Here is a 23,124-nt window from a genome sequence, read left to right on the forward strand (position 1 = left end):
TTTATAACGGTTGCCCAACTGGTCAACCTAAACGCAAGTTGTCGACTCTACTTGCTCAATTCGCATCCACAACTCTTTCTCGTCTTAAGACCCCACAGAGCGTAAACACCCCCCCAGAGTCACAAAATCCCACACTCTACCTGATAAAAAACGACGCGCAACCTAATTAACTCGGGAAACGGCATTTCACCGATAACAACCGAAATCACTCACCATGAAGGTATTAAGTAAACCTTAGTCGGTTTGCGGATAAACGCGAACCAGCGGTAGAATGCATAGAGATTTTTTGTCTGGAGTAGAATAAATGCGAGCCAATACTCAGCCAATTGAACGCGAAGCGCTGTTAACAGAAGCAAATAACATCATCCGTCAACACGAGGATTATCTTCATGGCATGATAGCTACCGGTGTTGAACAAAAAGGCAGCGTTTTGGTTTTTAGCGGTGAATTTTTTTTAGATCCTGATGGATTACCAACGATAAAGACTACCGCCGTATTTAATATGTTTAAACATCTGGCCCATATGCTTTCAGAGAAATATCACCTGTCTGATTGAACATCAAAATCGGGGGGCATTTACCCTCCGTAAAATTGTCTATCGCCACGCACATTCGGCAACAAAGAGCGAAGCCCACAGACTTGCCGATTCACACAGCTAACGCTTCTCTAGCTTGAATAGCAACGGTATATAACACGATTTAGATAAGAGGTTTTTCACCACGTTGCCACCAACGCAACAACAAACGATCGACGCTTTCCGCCGCACTGCCAGTAAAACGTTCAACCATACGTTTACGACGCGCATATCGCACACCAATGACCTCATGGTTTTCCATTTCAGCAATCAGTAAATCATCACTGGTCCCCACTGCATCGATCAACCCTTTGTCTTTTGCCTGCGAACCAAACCAGTGTTCGCCGGTTGCTACGCTGTCAATATCCAGAGAAGGGCGTTGCTGATGAACAAATTGCTTGAACAGTTCGTGAGTTTCGTTCAAGTCTTCACGGAATTTTTCACGTCCTTGTTCCGTATTTTCACCAAACAATGTTAATGTCCGTTTGAATTGCCCAGCGGTGTGCAGCTCAACATCGATATCGTTCTTTTTCAGCAAACGATGGAAATTGGGTATTTGTGCCACCACACCAATCGACCCGATAATGGCGAAAGGAGCCGCCACAATACGATCGGCAACACACGCCATCATGTAGCCACCACTGGCCGCAACCTTGTCCACCGCAACCGTAAGGCGAATGCCACCTTTACGCAAACGTTCCAATTGAGAGGCTGCCAAGCCATAACCGTGCACAACACCTCCCGGGCTTTCAAGACGCAGTAACACCCCATCCTTGGTTGTTGCAACGGCCAAAACAGCAGATATCTCTTCACGTAATGAGGTGACTTCATGCGCATCCATACTACCTTTAAAATCAATAACATAAAGACAAGGTTTTGTGACCTCTACAGCACCAGATTTCGCACGCTGTTTCTTCAGTTTTTCGTCAGCCTTATTTTGCTTTTTAAACTGCTTGCTCCAAGCTTTTTGCTCCGCGGCACCCATACGTGAAAGACGCATTTCACGCTGCATTTCACGATACTGTTCACCCAGATCGGTAAGTTGCAGTTCCCCTTTTTGCTGGGCTTTGCGCTGCCCAAGACTGACCGCCAGTAATGCCAGCGCTGCAATGGCAATCACCACCGTGGCAACTTTAGCCAGAAACAGGCCATAAATAGAAATAAACTCCACAGATCCCGCCTTAATTTACAGTTTGTTTGAGTGACTTAACTTATTTTAACCAATCTGTATTGCGACTGTCGCGGTCAAATGAAAATTACTTGTTTTCTTTCCCGTCTACGGTAACTAAGTGATACCCAAATGGCCTCTAGACTGTGTCCTTTAATCGCCAGTGACGCTTGCGTTAAGTTGTAGTAAGAGTACTGCCTATAAGTAACGCAGCAACAAGTAGGCTAGGAATCAATTTGAAGGCTATTGACAATAGAGCCAAAGGGTGAGCCAAGTATATTTCTTGTGACATAAGAATCACGACCCTGTAGGCTTGATATTGGAGATGAATTTTTTCAGGCAATACAATGCCTGTTGTGAATTAAAAAATTAATTCACAGTAGTGCACCGCAGTCGTCAAGGCTGGGAGCTTTTTGCTGGCAGCACACTTTCATCTGGTACATCCTGAATCATAACGTGAGGAACATCTGTGCATTACCAACCCAAACACGATTTGCTCAAACAACGTATTATTCTGGTCACTGGAGCGAGTGACGGTATCGGTCGCGAAGCCGCGCTGACTTACGCACGTTTTGGAGCGCAATTGGTGTTGTTGGGACGAAGTGAAGGTAAACTTCGGGCCGTGCAAGCTGAAATTGCCACCTATGGTGGCCCTCAGGCCCACATCATTACTTTCGATTTGCTGGAAGCCTCATCTGAAAACTGCCAAAAAGTAGCTGATGATTTGGCGCAGCATGTATCGCGTCTTGATGGCGTACTGCACAATGCTGGTCTGCTGGGTGATATTATCCCGATGGCAGAACTTTCGATGAAAGTCTGGGACGAAGTCATGCAAGTCAACGTTAATGCAACATTTATGTTAACCCAAGCGCTATTACCGCTACTGCTGAAATCAAATTCAGGATCTTTGGTCTTTACCAGTTCCAGCGTTGGTCGTAAAGGGCGTGCCAATTGGGGCGCTTATGCCGTTTCCAAATTTGCTACCGAAGGTATGATGCAGGTATTAGCCGACGAGTATAAAAACCTCAATTTGCGCGTAAACTGTATCAATCCCGGTGGCACACGTACTCAAATGCGCGCATCTGCATTTCCTGACGAAGATAAAAACAGACTGAAAACACCCGCCGATATCATGCCACTTTATTTGTATTTAATGGGTGATGATAGCTGTAAAAAAACCGGTATAAGCTTCGATGCACAACCCAATCGTCAACCCGGTGCAGCCGAATAAGGAACAGTTGAATATGGCGGAAAATCGTCACCAACAACGTCAGCAGCGTATCAAAGAACAGGTGGATGCCCGTATTGCCGCCGCACAAGAAGTCCGTGGTTTGTTACTGGTTTTTACCGGTAATGGCAAAGGAAAAACAACCGCCGCCTTTGGTACCGTCACGCGCGCAATAGGTCATGGCATGAAAGCTGGCGTGATCCAGTTCATCAAGGGGCAATGGCCAAATGGCGAAAAAAACTTACTGCAACAGCATGGTGTTGAATTTCAAGTGATGGCAACCGGTTTTACTTGGGAAACACAGGATAAAGAGAGTGACAAAGCAGCCTGTCAGGCGGTTTGGCAGCACGCTAAACGCATGTTAGCCGATGACACTCTGGACCTGGTTTTGATGGATGAACTCACTTATATGGTAAGTTATGGCTACTTGGCGTTGGAGGAGTTAGTCGAGGCGTTGGATCAGCGGCCCGCACACCAAACTGTGATCATTACCGGCCGTGGCTGCCATCGCGACTTACTGGAACTGGCAGATACCGTGACGGAAATGCGCCCAGTGAAACATGCCTTTGAGGCCGGAATCAAAGCGCAACAAGGTATTGATTGGTAGTCAGACCTTACCGCAAGCTCTGAAGCCCGTATTCTAGATTGTCAGGCGTTTGAGAAGCAAAACATGCCATGGCCGTGCCTGATATCAGGCACGGCCATGCAAACCGCTTAGCTGCGTTTTAAGGATTTTGCCGGTTTACCGGGTTTGCTGCCCGGTGTACCACGTCGATTGCCGGAAGCAACCTGACTGTGACGTTTTACCGCTCGGCGGATCTGATTGGCTTTTACCCGGCGACGTTCACGCTCTACAGGTAATTTGCTGACGGTTTCCGGCTTCAATTCCACCAGCTCCCGCAGATAATTGATGGCTGGCAGATCGAGTTCAGTCCAACCGCCACGAGGTAATCCTTTGGGGAGGTCGATATCGCCATAACGAACACGGATCAGGCGGCTCACCTGAACACCGACGGCTTCCCACAGGCGACGAACTTCACGGTTCCGCCCTTCTGTCAGCGTAACGTTGTACCACTGATTAATCCCTTCACCACCTTGGAAACTGATGGTACGGAATGCAGCAGGACCATCTTCCAACTGTACACCACGATTAAGTTGTTTCACTTTCTCATCATCAATCTGACCGAACACTCGCACAGCGTATTCACGCTCAACCTCACGGCTTGGGTGCATCAAGCGATTAGCCAGCTCGCCGTCCGTGGTAAACAACAATAAGCCGGAGGTATTCACGTCCAAACGCCCTACTGCCACCCAACGTGAACCACGCAGTTTTGGCAACCGATCGAATACCGTCGGGCGGCCTTCAGGATCGCTGCGAGTACAAAGCTCACCTTCAGGTTTATAGTAAGCCAACACGCGGCAAACGGACTCTTCAGATTCTTTGATTGAAACCACATGGCCATCTATACGAATTTTCATCGCAGGATTAACCTCTACGCGGTCACCCAGTTTGGCAATTTTGCCGTCTACACTGACACGGCCAGCCTCGATGATGGTTTCTATTTCACGACGCGAACCATGACCAGCACGCGCTAAAACTTTCTGTAACTTTTCGCTCATTGAGCAACCTCTAGTGTCGCCTTCACAGGCGTCGGGGGGGACTTTACCGCTGCACGAGTGAGAACCGTAGCGGTAAAGATTATCTCTTGGTAATAATCAGTCATCCATTATAAAGGCTTTATCCCTTATTGGCACCGACTTCATCAGGCAGTTCATCGAAAGGGAAAGGGATCGCCCGCTCCCTCCCTAACCACTTCCGGTGCTGATTCTGTCAGGTCGATAACTGTTGTAGGCTGCTGCCCGAGAAAACCACCATGGATCACCAAGTCTACCTGCTTTCCAAGATGCTCGCTGATCTCTTCCGGATCGGATTCAGCAAAATCGTTACCCGGCAACATTAGCGTTGTCGACATCATCGGTTCATTCAATACTTCCAGCAAAGCAAGAGCAATCGGATTGGAAGGAACACGCAGACCGATGGTTTTACGTTTTTCATTCATCAGGCGGCGAGGCACTTCTTTGGTCGCTTTAAGGATGAAAGTGTAATTGCCTGGTGTATTATTTTTGATAAGTCGAAATGATGTATTATCCACGTAGGCATACGTCGACAACTCTGACAAATCGCGGCACATCAGGGTAAAGTTATGGTTTCCATCCAACTGGCGAATACGACAAATGCGTTCCATGGCGTTTTTCTCTTCCAACTTGCAGCCTAACGCATAGCCAGAGTCCGTTGGATAGACAATCACCCCCCCTTTACGCAGCACGTCTACGGCCTGATTAATCAACCGTGGCTGAGGATTGTCCGGGTGAATATAAAATAGCTGACTCATCTGATACTCCTGAATGTAATGCACGCGCACGACAAATGCCGCGTAAAATCAACATGCTTTAGCCTGTTGGTGTTGTGGCCAATCACGCCATACCGGCTCTACACCGCCAGGCAACCACAGCTTGCGTCCCAACTCTATCCACGAACAGGGTTGATGGAAATCGGACCCCTGAGACGCCAGTAATTGATGTTCTTGTGCATATCGAGCCAACAACGCACGCTCATTGGGGGCTTGCTGGCATTGTGCCACTTCCATTGCATCGCCCCCATTTTCAGCAAAATACGCTAGCAAACGCTTAAGCCACTTGGCCGTTAAATCGTAACGCCCTGGGTGTGCCATAACGGCTTGACCACCGGATTGGTGAATCACATCAATAGCTTGTTCTATTGTACACCACTGTGGCGGAACGTAGCCGATTTTCCCTTTGGCAAGATATTTCTTGAATACTTGAGACAGATTGTCTGCAACCCCCGCTTGCACCAAATGACGTGCAAAATGCCCGCGAGTGACTGCCCCATTCCCTGCCAGTTTTTGTGCTCCGGCATAAGCATCAGGAATACGTGCTTTTGCCAACCTAGCACCGATTTCCAATGCGCGTTCATTCCGTCGAATAGTCTGCTCTATCAATAATTGCCGCATAGAGGAATGTGTAATTTCGATCCCTAGTCCGACAATGTGGATCTCATGATTTTCCCACAAGGTTGAAATCTCAACGCCGTTGATAAGCTGAAGCGGGAGTGCCAAAGCGGCAATTGTCGCAGCCGCCTCACCTAAACCTTCGGTTGTGTCGTGATCGGTGATCGCTAACACACCAACGCGCATCTCAACCGCGCGCTGCACCAATTGGCCCGGTGTCAGATAGCCGTCTGAAGCCGTGGTATGGCTATGGAGGTCATATAGGGTAAAAACAGAGGATTGTGGGCTGCTGTCTGTCAAAAGAAATATCCTGCAATGGCTTGGCCTTTTATCATAACCGTTATAACTTACTGGACGGAAATCTATTCTGCTTTCGCCATATTTATCTCCCCCATCACGTTGCCCGCTAACGTATTGTGCAAAAAGGGACTTGACTTTAATCTCTCGAACTAGTTAACTAGTACATAAGTTCACGGCGATCGCCGTGTTGGATGACATACAGAGAGCCTATGATGACCAAGCAAAATTCTCTTCTTCGTTGGTGGCATACCTCCCAATCAAGGGCGGTGTAATCACGCATATTTGTCAACTGGCACTGTAGATTGCTCAAGCCCGCTGATGATAGCGGGTTTTTTTTGGACAAGATTTAACTGGAATAACCGATGAACAACAATAAACCACAACTGAAACTCCTCACTACACAGGCCAATTATCGGTGTGATACTACAGCAGTATTCCATCAGCTGTGTGGTGCTCGCCCAGCCACGCTGTTGTTAGATTCAGCCGAAATCAACAGCAAGCAGAATCTGAAAAGCTTACTGATTGTAGACAGTGCCCTGCGCATTACTGCATTGGGCCGTCAAGTCAGCATTCAAGCGCTGACGGTTAACGGCGTAACATTGCTGCCACTACTGGATAAAGCGCTGCCACGCGAAGTTCATATTCAAGTTCACTCCAATGGCCGTGAATTAACCTTTCCGGACACTGACGTTATGCAAGACGAAGATGCACGTCTGCGTTCGTTGTCGGTCTTTGATGCCCTGCGGACTATGCTGACACTAGTGGAATCACCGGTTGAACAACGTGAAGCCATGTTACTTGGCGGCCTGTTTGCCTATGATTTGGTGGCAGGGTTTGAAGATTTGCCCGAACTACGCCAAGAACAACGCTGCCCGGATTTCTGCTTCTATCTGGCAGAAACCCTGTTGGTCTTGGATCACCAACGCGGCGTTGCCCATTTGCAAGCCAGTGTCTTTACTGGTGAACCTACAGAAACGATGCGTTTGCAACAGCGCCTTGAACAGCTTCAGGTGCAATTACAACAGGCACCACAGGCTATTCCTCATCAGAAATTGGAAGATATGCAGTTAAGTTGTAACCAGAGTGATGAAGAATACGGTGCGGTAGTGAGCAAATTGCAACAGGCGATTCATCAGGGAGAAATTTTTCAGGTGGTACCTTCACGCCGTTTCTCACTTCCCTGCCCAACCCCGTTAGCCGCCTACCAGACATTAAAAGAGAATAATCCAAGCCCTTACATGTTCTTTATGCAGGATAACGATTTTACTCTATTCGGGGCCTCGCCGGAGAGTGCGTTGAAGTATGACGCCACCAGCCGCCAGATTGAAATCTATCCTATTGCAGGAACCCGACCACGTGGCCGCCACGCTGATGGTTCTTTAGATCGGGATCTCGACAGCCGTATCGAACTGGAAATGCGTACCGACCAGAAGGAGCTGGCAGAACATTTGATGTTGGTTGACCTTGCACGCAACGATCTTGCACGTATCTGTACCGCTGGTAGCCGCTATGTTGCCGACTTGACTAAAGTTGACCGCTATTCTTTCGTGATGCATCTGGTTTCTCGTGTGATCGGCGAACTGCGTGCCGATCTTGACGTTCTGCACGCTTATCAGGCTTGCATGAATATGGGCACACTGAGTGGTGCCCCCAAAGTACGCGCTATGCAGTTAATTGCGGCCTCGGAAGGTTCACGCCGCGGTAGCTACGGTGGTGCCGTGGGCTATTTTACCGCTCACGGCGATTTGGACACCTGCATTGTCATTCGCTCTGCGTATGTTGAGGATGGCATTGCCACCGTTCAAGCAGGTGCCGGTGTGGTGTTGGATTCCATTCCTCAGGCTGAGGCCGATGAAACCTTTAATAAGGCACGAGCCGTGCTGCGCGCAATAGCCAGTGCGCATCAGGCCAAGGAGACATTCTGATGGCCGATATTTTACTGCTCGACAACGTCGATTCTTTTACTTACAACCTAGTCGACCAACTGCGCACCAGCGGCCATCAAGTGGTTATTTATCGTAACCAGATTGCCGCCGATATCATCATTGAACGCCTTCAGCAAATGGAACAGCCCGTATTGATGCTGTCACCAGGCCCAGGCACACCCGCTGAAGCCGGCTGTATGCCTGAGCTGCTGCAACGCTTACGCGGCCAAATGCCGATTATCGGTATATGCCTAGGGCATCAGGCTATTGTAGAAGCCTATGGTGGAAAAGTGGGTCAAGCGGGCGAGATCCTTCATGGCAAAGCCTCATCCATCACTCACGATGGTGAAGCCATGTTTGCAGGGATAACCAACCCACTGCCTGTTGCCCGTTATCATTCGCTTGTAGGCAGCAACATTCCTGCAGAATTGACCGTTAATGCCCGTTTTGGCGACATGGTGATGGCAGTTCGCAATGATCAACACCGTGTATGCGGTTTCCAATTCCATCCAGAATCGATTTTAACAACCCAAGGAGCACGTTTGCTCGAGCAGACTTTGGCCTGGGCACTGGCGAAATAATTAAGGATAAATAACCATGCAATCTATTCTTGAAAAACTGTATCGTGCAGAGCCGATGGACCAGCAAGAGAGCCAGCAACTGTTTAGCGCCATCATCCGCGGTGAGTTGGAGCACAGCCAATTGGCGGCAGCGCTGATCAGCATGAAGATCCGCGGTGAGCGCCCTGAGGAAATCGCCGGTGCTGCAAAAGCGCTATTAGCTGATGCCCTGCCGTTTCCACGGCCTGATTACGCCTTTGCTGATATTGTCGGTACTGGCGGTGATGGCACTAACAGCATCAATATTTCCACTGCCAGTGCTTTTGTTGCTGCCGCTTGTGGGGCCAAGATCGCCAAACACGGCAACCGCAGTGTTTCCAGCCGGTCTGGCTCATCCGACCTTCTGGCAGCCTTCGGCATTAAGCTGGATCTTCCAGCGGAAGCCTCGCGCAAAGCATTAGACGAACTTGGCGTTTGTTTCCTGTTTGCACCGCAATATCACAGTGGTTTTCGTCACGCGATGCCCGTGCGTCAACAGTTAAAGACCCGCACGGTGTTTAACGTCCTCGGGCCACTGATTAATCCGGCCCGTCCACCGTTAGCATTGATTGGTGTATACAGTTCAGAACTGGTGCTACCGATTGCTCAGACACTGCGTGTGTTGGGTTATCAACGTGCCGCCGTAGTTCACGGTGGCGGCATGGATGAAGTCGCTATCCATACGGTGACACATGTGGCTGAACTTAATCAGGGTGAAATTGAGAGCTATCAGTTGACACCCAAATCTTTCGGGCTTGATACCTACCCCCTGGGATCATTGCAAGGCGGCTCACCGGAAGAAAATCGTGATATTCTGGCAAGCTTGTTACAAGGTAAGGGCGAACGTGCTCACGCCTCAGCAGTAGCCGCCAACGTCGCGCTATTGTTGAAACTATTTGGACAAGAAGACCTGCGCCATAACGCGCAGCAGGCATTGGATATGATCCACAGTGGCCAAGCTTACCAGCGTGTCACTGCTTTGGCAGCGAGAGGATAAATGATGCAGGAAACCGTGCTTAACAAAATTGTTCGTGATAAAGCGCAATGGGTCGCAGCACGAAGCCAACAACAGCCGCTTGCGAGCTTTCAACATAAGATCGAACCCAGCAATCGTAATTTTTATCATGCTCTGCAAGGAGATAAAACGGTATTTATTCTTGAGTGTAAAAAGGCATCGCCTTCCAAAGGATTAATCCGTGAGAATTTTAATCCGGTAGAAATCGCCTCAATCTACAAAGATTTCGCCTCTGCAGTCTCGGTATTGACCGATGAAAAATATTTTCAGGGCAGTTTCGATTTTCTGCCACTGGTGAGCCAAAACGTCCATCAGCCAGTACTGTGTAAAGACTTTATCATCGACCCGTATCAGATCTATCTAGCACGTCATTACCAGGCTGACGCTATTCTGCTAATGCTCTCGGTATTGAATGATGAGCAGTACCGTCAATTGGCTGCCGTCGCGCACAGCCTGAATATGGGTGTGCTAACCGAAGTCATCAGCGTTGATGAATTGCAGCGTGCGGTACAACTTGATGCCCACGTCATCGGTATCAACAACCGTGACCTGCGCGATCTCTCTATCGATCTTAATCGTACCCGAACCCTAGCGCCTCTGATCCCTCAGGGTGTTACGGTGATCAGCGAGTCAGGTATTAACAATTATGCTCAAATCCGTCAGCTCAGCCGTTATGCTAACGGCTTTCTGATCGGCAGTGCCCTGATGTCAGAGAATGACCTGCGCAGTGCCGTTCGCAGGGTGATCTTGGGTGATAACAAAGTCTGTGGTCTCACCAGGGCGCAGGATGCCGCCGCAGCCTATCAGGCTGGAGCCAATTACGGCGGTTTGATTTTCGTTGACCGTTCACCTCGTTATGTCGACCTGGCCCGCGCAAGGGAAGTGATTTCCGGTGCGCCATTACAATACGTTGGCGTATTCTGTGATGACCAGATAGAGACGGTAATACAGACCGCAGAGCACCTGGGCCTGTATGCCGTGCAGTTACATGGCGCAGAAGATCAGAGCTACATCGACAGCCTACGAGCTGAACTACCGGCCCATTGCCAAATCTGGAAAGCCTTAAGCGTGAAAGAGCAACTGCCAGCACGCAACCTGAAATATGTTGATCGTTATCTTTTGGATAACGGTGCGGGTGGCACGGGTAAACAATTTAATTGGTCACTGTTGCAAGGGCAAACGCTGGACAATGTGATGCTGGCTGGCGGTTTGGATGCAGATAATTGTATGGATGCGGCCCACCTCGGTTGTGCAGGGCTCGATTTTAATTCCGGCGTAGAAAGCCAACCCGGCATCAAGGATGCCTCGCGCTTGAACAAGGCCTTTGAAGCTTTGCGCACCTACTGATTGCGAACACAATTTAACGGATAATAACGGGAAAAATAATGACGTTGCTTAACCCCTACTTCGGCGAATTTGGTGGTCAGTATGTGCCACAGATATTGATGCCAGCATTGAAACAACTCGAAGAAGCCTTCGTGAGTGCCCAACGTGACCCTGAGTTTCAAGCAGAGTTTATCGACCTGCTGAAAAACTACGCGGGACGTCCCACAGCGCTCACATTATGTAAGAACCTGACTGCGGGAACAAAAACCAAGCTCTACCTGAAGCGTGAAGATCTGCTTCACGGCGGCGCGCATAAAACCAATCAGGTATTAGGTCAGGCTTTACTTGCCAAGCGTATGGGTAAAACAGAGATCATTGCTGAAACCGGTGCGGGTCAACACGGCGTGGCTTCTGCACTTGCCTGTGCGCTGCTTGGCCTGAAATGTCGTATTTATATGGGCGCTAAAGATATCGAACGCCAGTCACCCAACGTTTTCCGTATGCGTCTAATGGGTGCAGAAGTGATCCCGGTACACAGTGGTTCTGCTACGTTGAAAGATGCCTGTAACGAAGCACTGCGCGACTGGTCTGGTACCTACGAAAAAGCCCACTATATGCTGGGTACAGCCGCCGGACCACATCCCTTCCCGACCATCGTGCGCGAATTCCAGCGGATGATCGGTGAAGAAACTAAAGCACAAATGCTAGAGCGTGAAGGTCGTTTGCCGGATGCCGTTCTGGCCTGTATCGGCGGCGGTTCCAACGCCATTGGCATGTTTGCCGACTTTATTGATGATACCCAAGTTGGCCTGATCGGTGTTGAACCGGCGGGTCTGGGTATTGAAACTGGCCAGCATGGCGCCCCTCTGAAGCACGGTCATGTGGGCATCTACTTCGGTATGAAATCGCCAATGATGCAAACCGCTGAAGGACAGATCGAGGAATCCTACTCAATTTCTGCGGGTCTGGATTTCCCTTCGGTTGGCCCACAGCACGCCTATCTGAACAGTATTGGGCGCGCAGAGTACGTCTCCATCACCGACGATGAAGCTTTAGAAGCGTTTAAAGCACTTTCTCGCCACGAAGGGATTATTCCGGCACTTGAGTCTTCTCATGCCCTGGCGCATGCGCTGAAAATGATCCGTGAAACGCCGCAGAAAGAACAGATCCTGGTGGTTAACCTGTCTGGTCGCGGCGACAAAGATATATTTACCGTTCACGATATTCTGAAAGCTCGGGGAGAGATGTAATGGATCGTTATCAGCAACTGTTCAAACGGTTGGAAAACAATAAAGAAGGCGCATTTGTTCCATTTGTTACTCTGGGCGATCCAAACCCGACGCTCTCTTTGCAGATTATCGATACATTGGTAGAAAACGGCGCTGACGCTTTAGAACTGGGGATCCCATTCTCTGACCCACTGGCTGATGGACCTACCATTCAGAATGCGACATTACGGGCTTTTTCCTCCGGCGTCACGCCAACGCACTGTTTTGAAATGCTGGCGACCATTCGTCAAAAGCACCCCACTATCCCTATCGGTCTGCTGATGTATGCCAATCTGGTGTTCCACCGAGGCATCGATGCTTTTTATCAGCGCTGTGCGGAAGTTGGGGTTGATTCAGTGCTGATTGCCGACGTTCCGTTCGAAGAGTCCGCACCTTTTCGTGCAGCGGCGACTCGCCACGCCATTGCGCCTATCTATATTTGCCCGCCTAATGCAGAAGAGGATTTACTGCGAGAGATCTCTTCACATGGCCGTGGCTACACTTACCTTCTCTCCCGTGCGGGAGTGACCGGTACCGAAAGCCGTGCGCAGCTGCCACTTGATCACTTAATCAATAAACTGCACGAATATCATGCAGCACCGGCGTTACAGGGCTTTGGCATCTCAGAGCCTTCGCAGGTAAAAGAGGCATTAGCCGCGGGTGCTGCAGGGGCCATCTCGGGTTCAGCAATCGTTCGAATAATTGAACAAAATCTGGCACAACCGACAGAAATGCTGGCAAAACTGGGAGAATTTGTTCGCGAAATGAAAGCGGCAACCCGAGTTTAAAAAACAATGTCCTGACCAAAAGCCAGGACATTGTCAGTAGTCTGACAGCCCCAGATTGGGGCTGTGACTCTAAGAGCAATGATTATTTACCTAGGTAGGCGTTAAGCATCCAAACCTGTTTTTCCTGCTCTTTAATATAATCACTCATCAGTGAGGATGTGCCTTCATCTCCAGCATCTGCCGCTAACGTTAACAGCTCACGCTGCTGCTTCAACAAAATGCCGTAACCATCCAACAAACCGCGTAGAGTGCCTTTATCGTCGGTGACATTAGTATCTTCTTTGATATCTGCCGTTTTCAGATAGTGACTAAAAGCATGAATAGGCTGCGAACCTAGCGTCAGAATACGTTCGGCCAATTCATCAACCTTAGTCAGCAGGTCGTTGTAGGTTTCTTCAAATTTAGCATGCAACTCAAAGAATTGTGGCCCGGATATGTTCCAATGGTAGCCACGAACATTCATATATAGCACTTGATAGTTTGCCAGTAAGGCGTTCAAAGCTTCTGAAAGTTTTGCAGATTGTTTGGTATCGAGGCCGATATGCGTTTTTGCTGTTTTCTTGTTCGTTGCCATAATAATCTTCTCCTGATTATTTGTTTCGATTGTCTACAGAGTGATAGCCATGTACATAGAATAACCGGACATTTCATGGTGAAAAAGACGGTAGAATGCATCAATATAATCGTTTAAACCAATGAAGTTATACCAAGTTACTTCAATATGCCGGTAAACAGCAACTGAAGAGCGCCACTGAAACCAACCCGAGTCAGTAACAGGGGAGAGTGACAAGTCTACCGGAAAAAATTAGTCGGGAACCGATTTGAATGCCGCAAAGTAGCAGCCTACCAGGAAATCTCAAGGAGATGATTTCTAATAGGCTTGTCTATGTATTACAAATTTCAATAAATAGGAAGCAGGGTTACAAATATAAAAGGTGAGTCATTATTGCAGCAGAATAATTAAATGTGATAAATGTCACCTTTTCATGCAACATGATGGCTATTTTCATCGTTTTGTTTTTATACTGATATGCACTTTACCTATAACTGTATAACGAGTGCATATCATGATTGATCCCCGCCTGCCTCTTACCGATATTCACCGCCATCTGGACGGCAATATACGCGCGCAAACTATTCTCGATCTTGGTCGCCAATTCAATATCACCTTACCCGCAGATAATTTGTCCGCCTTGTGCCCGCATGTACAAATTACCCATGCAGAACCTGACCTGATGAGTTTTCTGCGGAAACTGGATTGGGGTGTAGCGGTATTAGGCGATCTGGATGCCTGCCGTCGCGTAGCCTATGAAAACGTCGAAGATGCAGCAAACGCTGGCATACACTACGCAGAACTGCGCTTTTCCCCTTATTATATGGCAATGAAACACCAGCTACCGTTGGCGGGCGTCGTCGAAGCCGTGATTGAAGGGGTTCATTCCGGTTGTCGCGACCATGATCTTGATGTGCGCCTGATTGGCATTTTGAGCCGTACCTTTGGCGCACAGGCTGGAATGAAAGAGCTTGAAAGTTTGCTGAACCACCGTGACAGCATTACCGCACTGGATCTGGCCGGTGATGAACTGGGATCACCCGGCAACCTGTTCCTCAACCACTTTAACCGTGCCCGTGATGCAGGCTTACACATTACGGTACATGCGGGTGAAGCAGCCGGCCCAGAAAGCATTTGGCAGGCTATTCGCGAGCTGGGAGCTGAACGTATCGGCCACGGAGTTAAAGCAGTCAATGACGCGGCGCTAATGGATTTTCTGGCGGTACACGCTATAGGTATTGAATCCTGTCTGACGTCAAATATTCAAACCAGTACAGTGTCTTCTTTAGCGCAGCATCCGCTGGCTACCTTTCTGCGTCACGGTGTACTCGCCTCCATCAATACCGACGACCCTGCTGTTCAAGGCATTGAGATCGAACATGAATATCTCGTAGCAGCACCGAAAGCCGGGCTGACCGCACAAGAGATCCGTACCGCACAGGAAAACGGCCTGAAAATGGCCTTCCTCAACGAACAGGAAAAGAAAGCATTACGAGAAAAAGTATTAAGCTATGCGCTCTGATTGACCATGCATGCTCACATGCTAAGGCATAAAGTCTAGACCGACTTATACAGTCCCAATTCAATGGCCTACACCACTGAATTGTGGGAAATAGGTCACTACCGCCTAGCATCAGCTAATATTGCAAAACGCCGACAACTTGGATTATTTCTCATGCTTGTTGTTTTATTTGGTTAATGCAGCGGTTTCCCGTTGCTGAGCCATTTTGCGTGCATAGCGCTGCGCAAGGACAGAGCACACCATTAACTGTACCTGATGGAAAATCATCAGAGGTAAAACCATAGCGCCAACGGCTGAGACAGGGAATAAAACATTAGCCATGGGAATACCATTTGCCAGGCTCTTTTTCGAACCACAAAACACAATGGCGATTTCATCAGCGGTGTTGAAGCCCATCCAACGCGCGGTACAGGTATTGATAATCAGCACCACCATCAACAACACCAATGACAGCAACAGGATCGTCAGTAACGAAGCACCATCAATAGTGCTCCAAATCCCTTCAATCACTGCCGCGCTGAAGGCGGTATAAACCACCAGCAGGATCGATGAGCGGTCAGTCATACTGATCAACTGGCGATGACGATCGACCCATTTGCCGATCAGTGGCCTCGCCAGGTGCCCCACAATAAATGGCACCATCAGCTGTAGAATAATCGCCCCTATGGCATGCAACACATCGGTATCATCACCCTGATTTTTCATCAATGCTCCCACCAGCAGTGGTGAGAGAAACACACCAAGAATACTGGATGCAGAAGCACTGCAGATCGCAGCAGCTACATTGCCCCCCGCAACAGAGGTGAACGCAATTGCAGACTGAACTGTGGCAGGTAAAGCACACAAATAAAGAAAGCCCAGGTAAACAGTGGGTGTCAATATGTCGGGTACTAGCAGATCCATCGCCAGGCCAAGAAGTGGAAATAGCGCAAAAGTACTCAGAAATACCACCAAATGCAGTTTCCAGTGGCTCATCCCAGCAATAATCGCCTGGCGGGACAACTTTGCCCCATGCATAAAAAACAGTAAAGCAATGGCAGTAGTGGTCAGATGTTGAAAAAAGATCTTCCAACTCCCTTCGCAGGGAAAAAACGAAGCTAATAGAACAACAATAACCAACACCAGCAAGAAATTATCAATACGCAGACGCTGCAACCAAGACATTATGCAGAATTCCTTAGATTTAGACCGTTTAAACGCTAAGAACCTAGGTTCGAAGCAACAGCTAGCGCTTTTTGCTGGTTAGCCGATTCGATACCCAGCTCGATCAATTCCATCACTTCAATCGCTTCACTAGCCGGTACGGGATTAACACCTTCACCGTTAATCGCATCACGAATGGCGGCATAGTAGGCGGGATAGTTCCCTGGAATAGTCAACAGTGGCTTTTCGAACAACTCACCGTCACGTGACAATGTCACGACTCCGTCACGCATGTCATAACCCCAATCCGCCTGTGGCAAGCGCTCACCGGCTTTCAGACGATCCTCTTGCGGGTCTAGACCAAATTTGATAAAGCTCCCCTCCGTTCCATGAACGATATAGCGCGCACTTTCCGCTGCGGCCAACACCGTCCCATGCAGTACCACGCGACGCTGGCCATAATTAAGTACCGCATGGAAGTAATCTACCGACTGGGCAGCTGAGCGCAGTGCCGCCAGATCGACGAATAATGTCTGTGGTTTACCAAACAACTGCAACGCTTGGTCTAACAGGTGCGGTCCTAAATCATACCAAATACCGCTCCCTACTCCGCCTTGCTCACGCCAACGTTGACGCACTTGCGGGCGGTAGCGATCAAAATGGGACTCAAAATAGACGACGTCACCGAGTAAGTTCTCATTGAGCAAAGCCTTCAAGGTCAAGAAGTCACTGTCCCAACGGCGATTATGAAATACTGAAAGTAATCGTCCAGTCTGTTCCGCCTGATGTTGCAACTCGTGTGCTTGTGACAACGTCACGGTAAATGGTTTATCCACCACCACATGCTTACCCGCCGCCAGTGCCTGTTGAGCCAGCGGGAAATGCGTATCGTTTGGCGTTGGGATCACAATCAGGTCAATCGAAGGATCGCTAAACAGCGATTGCGGATCATTTACAACAGTTACTGACGACCAGTCGGCGTAGACTTTAGCCGCATCGCTGCTGGAAACAGCGGCCAACTCCATACCAGACGTTCCCGCTATCAATGGAGCATGAAATGTTTTACTGGCAAACCCATAACCTACCAAGCCTACCCGGATTTTTTCAGTCATCTTGTTTCCTCGTTCAGAGTAACGATTTTCACCCAGGTATGTCGCTGTGTGAAAGGCATAAAATAATTTGACACTATGATGCCAGCAGGAACAACAAGTAAATTAACTATTGACGGGTAAAACGGAAACACCTGACTCGATAGCGCTCCTAACATGAAAAATATTAATTTAGTGCATGAGTGCAAACCGTTATTTTGTTTCGAATGTTTAAATGTAGTTTCAATTTTGTTATATCCAGCAATGATGCTATAAGGTCACTCAATCCATGAACACCCCACCTAAGCTTTGGCTTAACCATATAATAAATAAAATACAATATCCGCTACTTACCGGTTTAGTTTGCACATTACTGACAGCCTGTAATCCAACCTCAACACAAGATTTGGCAACAGCCACTGGCACTTCAAGCGATCCCGTAACGCCCGTAGACCCAACGCCTACCGAGGAGCCGACGCCTGAGCCCCTTACCGCACAACAAGCCTGCGATAAACTCAATGATTTCACCCTACCAGCCTCATCCTTAATCTTGCCCACAGGGGAAGTTCACGTGGTTTCAGCCACGCTGATCCTCACTGATACTATTGGAAATACCTTAGGTGAGTATTGTCAGGTACGCGGAAAAATTTTTTCCGCGACGGGCAGTGCGCCAGAGATCAATTTTGCCGTTAATCTCCCCACACATTGGAACAATAAAGCGATCCACTTTGGTGGTGGAGGGTTTAATGGACGGCTGATTGATGGCACGGAAACAGTACGTTTTTCCCTACCGAGTAATCCAGCTCCGCTTGCACAAGGCTATGCCACCTGGGGTGATGATTCTGGCCACCAGAGCGGGAGTATTACCGATGGTAGTTTTGCCATGGATGATGAGGCGTTAGCCAACTACGGCGGCGACACATTGAAAAAAACCCATGATGTTGCATTACTGCTGCTAAAACAGCGTTACAACACATTGCCACAATATAGTTATTTTCTTGGCACATCTACCGGTGGGCGCGATGCATTGGCCTATATCCAGCGCTGGCCGCTTGATTATGACGGCGTGATTGCTAATGAACCGGCGCTAAATTACAGCGCTACTCGGCTGTCAAACGTGGCGGTGGGCCGGGCTCTGTATCTTGATGGTGGGGCGGGCTGGCTGAATATCAATAAAACCCTGCTAGTACAACAGGCAGCAATGGCAGCCTGCGATCGACTGGATGGGGCTACGGATAATGTCATCAGTAATGTGGAAGGATGCCGTGCGGGGGGCGCACAGGTCTTAGCTAATCTACGCTGTCCTGGTGGTATAGATAGCGGTGATACCTGCCTCTCGGATGCCCAGATTGCTACCGTCAAGGTTATCGAGTCGCCATTACAGCTGAACTATGCGCTGGCTAATGGCGTAACAGTCGCTGGAGGTTATAATCTGCTAGAAGGTACACTCGTTGCCGGCTCTTTCACCACGCGCAATCTGGGAACTCGCTCGACCCCCGGTAACCCCGCCGTTAAGGCGGATGCAAATATGTATGTGACTGGCGATCAGTGGGTAAAATATTTCATCACTCGCGACGCCTCCTTCAATGCACTGACCTTTAATCCCGCTGATCCAGATAGTTACACTTCCCGAGTACAACAGGTCTCTGCATTGACCGATGCCACCAACCCAGACATCTCAGAATTTCTAGGTCATCGGCATCGTCTTATCCTGCTGCACGGCCTTGCTGACGAAGTCATCAGTCCAAATTCCACTATCGCCTGGTACCAGGCTGTGATTAATCAGGTCGGGCAGGAGGCTACCCATCAGGGAATTCGTTTTTATACTGTCCCGGGTATGGGGCATGGTACAGGCAGCTTTTTGCCTGCGTGGAACTCATTAGCAGCGTTGGAAAACTGGGTCGAGCATGGTGTGGCCCCCGGTAATCGCTGGGTAATGGATATTAACGCGAAAACCTTTGGGCGAACCAGACCACTCTGCCAGTATCCTTCATGGCCAAAATATCACGGTTCCGGCAGTCTTGATGCGGCAATAAACTACAGCTGCACCGATAGCACCAACATTCTTCCACAGGCTTGCTCCAACTTGCCTACGACCGCGACAACCTACAAAGGAGGCAATACGTTTGGTGAAGAATTGACCATAAACTTCGATCCTACAACCATGAACTACAGCATTACCATTGATGCCAGCCTGCAACGTCCGGCGGGTACGCTGCGCAGTGGTACTCTGATTGTCCAGAATGGCTGTACCTTCAGTAGTGACGAGAATGGCGCGTTGTTCACCTTTACCGGAGGTGGGGTACTATCCGGTGGCGTAGCAAAAGTATCAGAATCGGAGTTCCTGCCACTGGTGGCATTCCAGAATGTCAGTGACGATTACAAAGCTATCGCCGATATTTACAATGTGACGGGTATCCAGTACAGCCTCAGCAACGACAATGGCATACCATTGAGCGGCTCAGCCCGGCTTCGCTCCTCCGCGGCTACCTGGCAAACCTGCCGCGACCCGAACACTCAAGGGTTTATCATTTACGATGCAAACTGTTCGCTGAGCGCCAAAGGTTATATCGCCTGGAATAACGACCGTAACGCTTTTGACTATTTCATCGGTGGAACACCGGCCAATAAAGACGGCAAATTAAGTGGGAGCATCATTAGCGGTATGGTCAATGGCAAACCGGTACCACTGGTTCTAACCCGTTCAGATTACTACTACGGCATGGAATTTTATGCGCCTCAGCCTTCAGCCCTGCCCCTAGCAACCGGTGCTGCGGATGGTAATTACCACGTAATGACCACAGAGGTGGACCAGTTTGATATTGAATTGAGTGGGAGCACGGTCTTTCAGGGGAATACTTATGGCGAACTGACCTATAACCAACCCGTACTCGGCGTAATAAACACAGCAGGAACGATTATTGGCAGTTACACCACCAATGGCGGCATTCTTTCACTCATCACGGATGACAGTTTTGGCCTGGGACTGTTGTATTAAACGATGTCCAATAATAATGCCAGTCAATTACCCTTAATACATCAAGTTGCTTGGGTGTTCGCTATTTTCGTTCACCCTAGTCACAGAGTTTATCTATGCATCTAGGGCTTCTCTCAGTTGCCGCCTACAAGCAACTCGAATTATTTTGGGTATAAAAGACTAGTGGGAAAAACCTGCACTAAGCAAAAAAATTAAGTAATTTATTGATTATTTGATGGTTTTACTCGTAATGACAGGCTGAAAATAGTCACAGCCATCGACCTGTATAGGGTTCGGTGGCTGTCTGGGGCGTTATTTTACTTTACAGGATCTTTAGAGGATTAACGGGTTATATATCTGCAGCTTTTGCAACATTCTCGCGGTGATTTGGATTGTCAAGGTTCACACTGGAACACAAGATAGCATATGACACCCAGTCGAATTTCTCATACCAGCCCGCTCTCCAACATATTACATTTATGCAACCGGTTTCAGAAACCGGTTGCAAACACCTTAAGACTCAACCTAGACTATGCTTAGTTTTTACATCTAGAGCGAGGATCGTTATGTCTGCTTTCCCAAAAGAATTCCTATGGGGTGCCGCTACAGCAGCCTATCAAGTTGAAGGTGCCCATGATGCTGATGGCAAAGGCCCTTCCATCTGGGACACCTTCTCCCATCTGCCTGGCACTACTTATCAAGGTACCAATGGCGATGTCGCTGTCGATCACTATCATCGTTTCCGCGAAGACGTCGCCTTGATGGCTGAAATGGGTATGCAAAGCTATCGCTTCTCCATTTCATGGCCGCGATTGCTACCGCAAGGGCGTGGTGAAATCAACGAGGCTGGGATCAAATTCTATAGCGACCTGATCGATGCGCTGTTAGAACACAACATTGAGCCGATGATCACCCTTTACCATTGGGATCTGCCGCAGGCTTTGCAGAACGAAGGGGGCTGGGAAGCACGCAGTACTGCAGAAGCATTCGAAGAGTATGCTCGCCTGTGTTATGCGCGCTACGGTGACCGCGTCAAGTTATGGTCAACGTTCAATGAAACCGTGTGCTTTATCGGTTTCGGTTACGTCACCGGTGGTCATCCACCAGGCTTGCAAAATACAGCCCGCGCGATTCAGGCGTGCCATCATGTGTTTGTCGCTCATGCCAAGGCGGTGGCGGCTTTCCGCTCCAGCGGCATCGATGGCAAAATCGGTTTCGTCAACGTGTTGCAGACTCACACACCACTGAGTCAGTCGCCTGAAGACCTGGCAGCGTATCAGTTAGCCGAGGGGATCTTTACCCACTGGCTTTATGATCCGGTGCTGAAAGGTGAATATCCTGCGGAATTGTTGGCACAGGCTCAGGCGCTGTGGGGAGTGCCACAGTTTGCACCAGGCGACGAGCAATTATTGCATGACAATATCTGCGATTTTATTGGTCTTAACTACTACAAGCGTGAAACCATCGCGGCAAACAATCAGGAATCTCGTCTCACTATCAACACGACCGGTGAGAAAGGCAGTGGCCACCAGCAAGGGAATGAATTCGGCTTTAAAGGGTTGTTTAAATTCGTTCGCAATCCTAATGGCGTGTATACCGATTGGGACTGGGAGATTTATCCACAAGGTCTTACCGAAGGTATTATGAATATCAAAGCACGTTACGGTGATATTCCTATGTATATCACTGAAAACGGGCTAGGTGCCAAAGATCCGATTATCAACGGCGAAGTGGTAGATGATGATCGCATCGAATATCTGCGTCAGCATATTGGCGCCATCGAAGATGCCATCAAACAAGGTGCGGATGTACGTGGTTACTATCCGTGGTCATTTATCGATTTACTCAGTTGGCTCAACGGGTTCCAGAAACAGTATGGCTTTGTTTATGTTGATCATAACAAAGATCTGGCACGTCAGCGCAAGAAGAGTTTCTTCTGGTACCAGAAACTGATCGCCAGCAACGGCGCTGAACGCTAACCCTATAACTTTATTGCGAAACAGCTAAATGCCAGTTTTTACTGGCATTTTTCTTTTTAGTCATCACAGATAGCTATCATTGCCTCGCGTGTGAGTTGATATTTGTTTAAGCTATGCGGCGATAATGAATAATACTCCGGACATTATGATGACCCAAGCTCAATACTCCCGCATCGGCGGCTGGTTACTGGCCCCAATGGCTTATCTTATCGTAACCCTACTGAGCGCCAGTTTGATGCTGATGCTGTACGCTATGGCCATATTTATGCCAGAATCGCGCGAATATTTACTCACCAATGCTCAGGCATTCACTCTGCAATGGTATTTTTCTGTGCTCACCACCTTGGCTATGTGGTGTTTTACGATTTACCTGCTGTGGCTGTTTTGCCAACGTTCACAGCGTTTCCCCAAGCTGTTTCTGGTCTGGTTACTGATCACCGTATTATTGGCAATCAAAGCTTTCGCTTTTGCTCAAGTACCTGACGACGTTGCGGTGCGCAGCCTCCTTTGGCCATTGCTGCTGGCTGCATTACTGGTCCCTTACGTTAAGCGTTCAACGCGAGTTAAAGGCACTTTCACCGAGTAGCCACAACGAAAGCACGTTCTGCACGTAGAGTTGTGTAAATTTTCATCAAAATAGGC

18 protein-coding genes, 1 pseudogene and 1 other annotated feature are annotated in these 23,124 nt (G+C 48.8%); of the genes and pseudogenes, 12 read left to right on the top strand and 7 right to left on the bottom strand.

The window, feature by feature from the left end:
• Positions 1-304: 304 nt before the first annotated feature.
• On the top strand, positions 305-556 hold the full coding sequence (locus tag OK023_RS08800; RefSeq protein ID WP_317697017.1) for a YciN family protein: 252 nt from the start codon (positions 305-307) through the stop codon (positions 554-556).
• A 142-nt stretch (positions 557-698) separates the two neighbouring features.
• On the opposite strand, the gene sohB is transcribed toward OK023_RS08800, so the two are convergent.
• On the bottom strand, positions 699-1,745 hold the full coding sequence (gene sohB / locus OK023_RS08805) for a protease SohB (protein ID WP_317697019.1): 1,047 nt from the start codon (positions 1,743-1,745) through the stop codon (positions 699-701).
• A 466-nt stretch (positions 1,746-2,211) separates the two neighbouring features.
• Here sohB and OK023_RS08810 point away from each other — a divergent pair, with 466 nt between their 5' ends.
• Together OK023_RS08810 and cobO are read left to right on the top strand one after the other, a co-directional pair.
• Positions 2,212-2,973: a YciK family oxidoreductase gene (locus tag OK023_RS08810; RefSeq protein ID WP_317697021.1), complete on the top strand. Its 762-nt coding sequence runs from the start codon at positions 2,212-2,214 to the stop codon at positions 2,971-2,973.
• A gap of 13 nt (positions 2,974-2,986) precedes the next feature.
• Positions 2,987-3,577 (top strand): cob(I)yrinic acid a,c-diamide adenosyltransferase, encoded by a 591-nt coding sequence (cobO, locus tag OK023_RS08815; protein WP_317697589.1) that lies wholly within the window; start codon positions 2,987-2,989, stop codon positions 3,575-3,577.
• Positions 3,578-3,684: 107 nt separating this feature from the next.
• On the opposite strand, the gene rluB is transcribed toward cobO, so the two are convergent.
• The 3 genes from rluB to rnm all read right to left on the bottom strand — a co-directional run bounded on the left by rluB (position 3,685) and on the right by rnm (position 6,299).
• Positions 3,685-4,590, bottom strand: coding sequence for a 23S rRNA pseudouridine(2605) synthase RluB (rluB, locus tag OK023_RS08820; RefSeq protein ID WP_317697023.1), 906 nt, complete (start codon positions 4,588-4,590; stop codon positions 3,685-3,687).
• Between the two features lie 152 nt (positions 4,591-4,742).
• Complete coding sequence (locus OK023_RS08825) at positions 4,743-5,363, bottom strand: L-threonylcarbamoyladenylate synthase (protein WP_317697026.1); 621 nt, start codon at positions 5,361-5,363, stop codon at positions 4,743-4,745.
• 48 nt (positions 5,364-5,411) lie between these two features.
• Positions 5,412-6,299 (bottom strand): RNase RNM, encoded by an 888-nt coding sequence (gene rnm / locus OK023_RS08830; protein ID WP_317697028.1) that lies wholly within the window; start codon positions 6,297-6,299, stop codon positions 5,412-5,414.
• 233 nt (positions 6,300-6,532) lie between these two features.
• Positions 6,533-6,637, top strand: a sequence feature (Trp leader region).
• Between the two features lie 24 nt (positions 6,638-6,661).
• On the opposite strand from rnm, the gene OK023_RS08835 reads away from it, so the two are divergent.
• The 5 genes and pseudogenes from OK023_RS08835 to trpA all read left to right on the top strand — a co-directional run bounded on the left by OK023_RS08835 (position 6,662) and on the right by trpA (position 13,220).
• Positions 6,662-8,224 carry an anthranilate synthase component 1 gene (locus OK023_RS08835; protein ID WP_317697031.1) on the top strand — a complete coding sequence of 521 codons (1,563 nt, stop codon included), beginning with the start codon at positions 6,662-6,664 and terminating at the stop codon, positions 8,222-8,224.
• Positions 8,224-9,820 (top strand): annotated as a pseudogene (gene trpD, locus OK023_RS08840) (bifunctional anthranilate synthase glutamate amidotransferase component TrpG/anthranilate phosphoribosyltransferase TrpD). Before OK023_RS08835 ends, trpD begins: the two are co-directional and overlap by 1 nt.
• A 3-nt stretch (positions 9,821-9,823) precedes the next feature.
• Positions 9,824-11,185: a bifunctional indole-3-glycerol-phosphate synthase TrpC/phosphoribosylanthranilate isomerase TrpF gene (trpCF, locus tag OK023_RS08845; RefSeq protein WP_317697591.1), complete on the top strand. Its 1,362-nt coding sequence runs from the start codon at positions 9,824-9,826 to the stop codon at positions 11,183-11,185.
• Positions 11,186-11,220: 35 nt separating this feature from the next.
• Positions 11,221-12,414, top strand: a complete 1,194-nt coding sequence (gene trpB, locus OK023_RS08850) for a tryptophan synthase subunit beta (protein ID WP_317697593.1) — start codon at positions 11,221-11,223, stop codon at positions 12,412-12,414.
• The gene (gene trpA, locus OK023_RS08855) at positions 12,414-13,220 is read left to right on the top strand and encodes a tryptophan synthase subunit alpha (RefSeq protein ID WP_317697033.1); all 807 of its coding nucleotides are present in this window, start codon (positions 12,414-12,416) and stop codon (positions 13,218-13,220) included. The genes trpB and trpA overlap by 1 nt, the downstream gene beginning before the upstream one ends.
• An 82-nt stretch (positions 13,221-13,302) precedes the next feature.
• Here the strand turns inward: trpA and OK023_RS08860 are convergent, their stop codons facing one another.
• Complete coding sequence (locus tag OK023_RS08860; RefSeq protein WP_317697035.1) at positions 13,303-13,794, bottom strand: Dps family protein; 492 nt, start codon at positions 13,792-13,794, stop codon at positions 13,303-13,305.
• 493 nt (positions 13,795-14,287) lie between these two features.
• Between OK023_RS08860 and add the strand changes: the two genes are divergently transcribed.
• Positions 14,288-15,295, top strand: a complete 1,008-nt coding sequence (gene add, locus OK023_RS08865; protein ID WP_317697038.1) for an adenosine deaminase — start codon at positions 14,288-14,290, stop codon at positions 15,293-15,295.
• Between the two features lie 165 nt (positions 15,296-15,460).
• Here add and OK023_RS08870 read toward each other — a convergent pair whose 3' ends face one another.
• Positions 15,461-16,459: a bile acid:sodium symporter family protein gene (locus OK023_RS08870; RefSeq protein ID WP_317697040.1), complete on the bottom strand. Its 999-nt coding sequence runs from the start codon at positions 16,457-16,459 to the stop codon at positions 15,461-15,463.
• A gap of 35 nt (positions 16,460-16,494) precedes the next feature.
• A complete protein-coding gene (locus tag OK023_RS08875; protein ID WP_317697042.1) occupies positions 16,495-17,550 on the bottom strand; it encodes an oxidoreductase in 1,056 nt (351 codons plus the stop codon).
• A 265-nt stretch (positions 17,551-17,815) separates the two neighbouring features.
• On the opposite strand from OK023_RS08875, the gene OK023_RS08880 reads away from it, so the two are divergent.
• The 3 genes from OK023_RS08880 to OK023_RS08890 all read left to right on the top strand — a co-directional run bounded on the left by OK023_RS08880 (position 17,816) and on the right by OK023_RS08890 (position 23,068).
• Positions 17,816-20,524: a tannase/feruloyl esterase family alpha/beta hydrolase gene (locus tag OK023_RS08880; RefSeq protein ID WP_317697044.1), complete on the top strand. Its 2,709-nt coding sequence runs from the start codon at positions 17,816-17,818 to the stop codon at positions 20,522-20,524.
• 545 nt (positions 20,525-21,069) lie between these two features.
• Positions 21,070-22,482 carry a glycoside hydrolase family 1 protein gene (locus tag OK023_RS08885; RefSeq protein ID WP_317697046.1) on the top strand — a complete coding sequence of 471 codons (1,413 nt, stop codon included), beginning with the start codon at positions 21,070-21,072 and terminating at the stop codon, positions 22,480-22,482.
• 148 nt (positions 22,483-22,630) lie between these two features.
• On the top strand, positions 22,631-23,068 hold the full coding sequence (locus OK023_RS08890; protein WP_317697596.1) for a DUF2569 domain-containing protein: 438 nt from the start codon (positions 22,631-22,633) through the stop codon (positions 23,066-23,068).
• The last annotated feature ends 56 nt before the right edge of the window (positions 23,069-23,124 follow it).

It is taken from the genome of Serratia sp. UGAL515B_01, from assembly GCF_033095805.1.
In the GTDB taxonomy this organism is placed as follows: domain Bacteria; phylum Pseudomonadota; class Gammaproteobacteria; order Enterobacterales; family Enterobacteriaceae; genus Chania.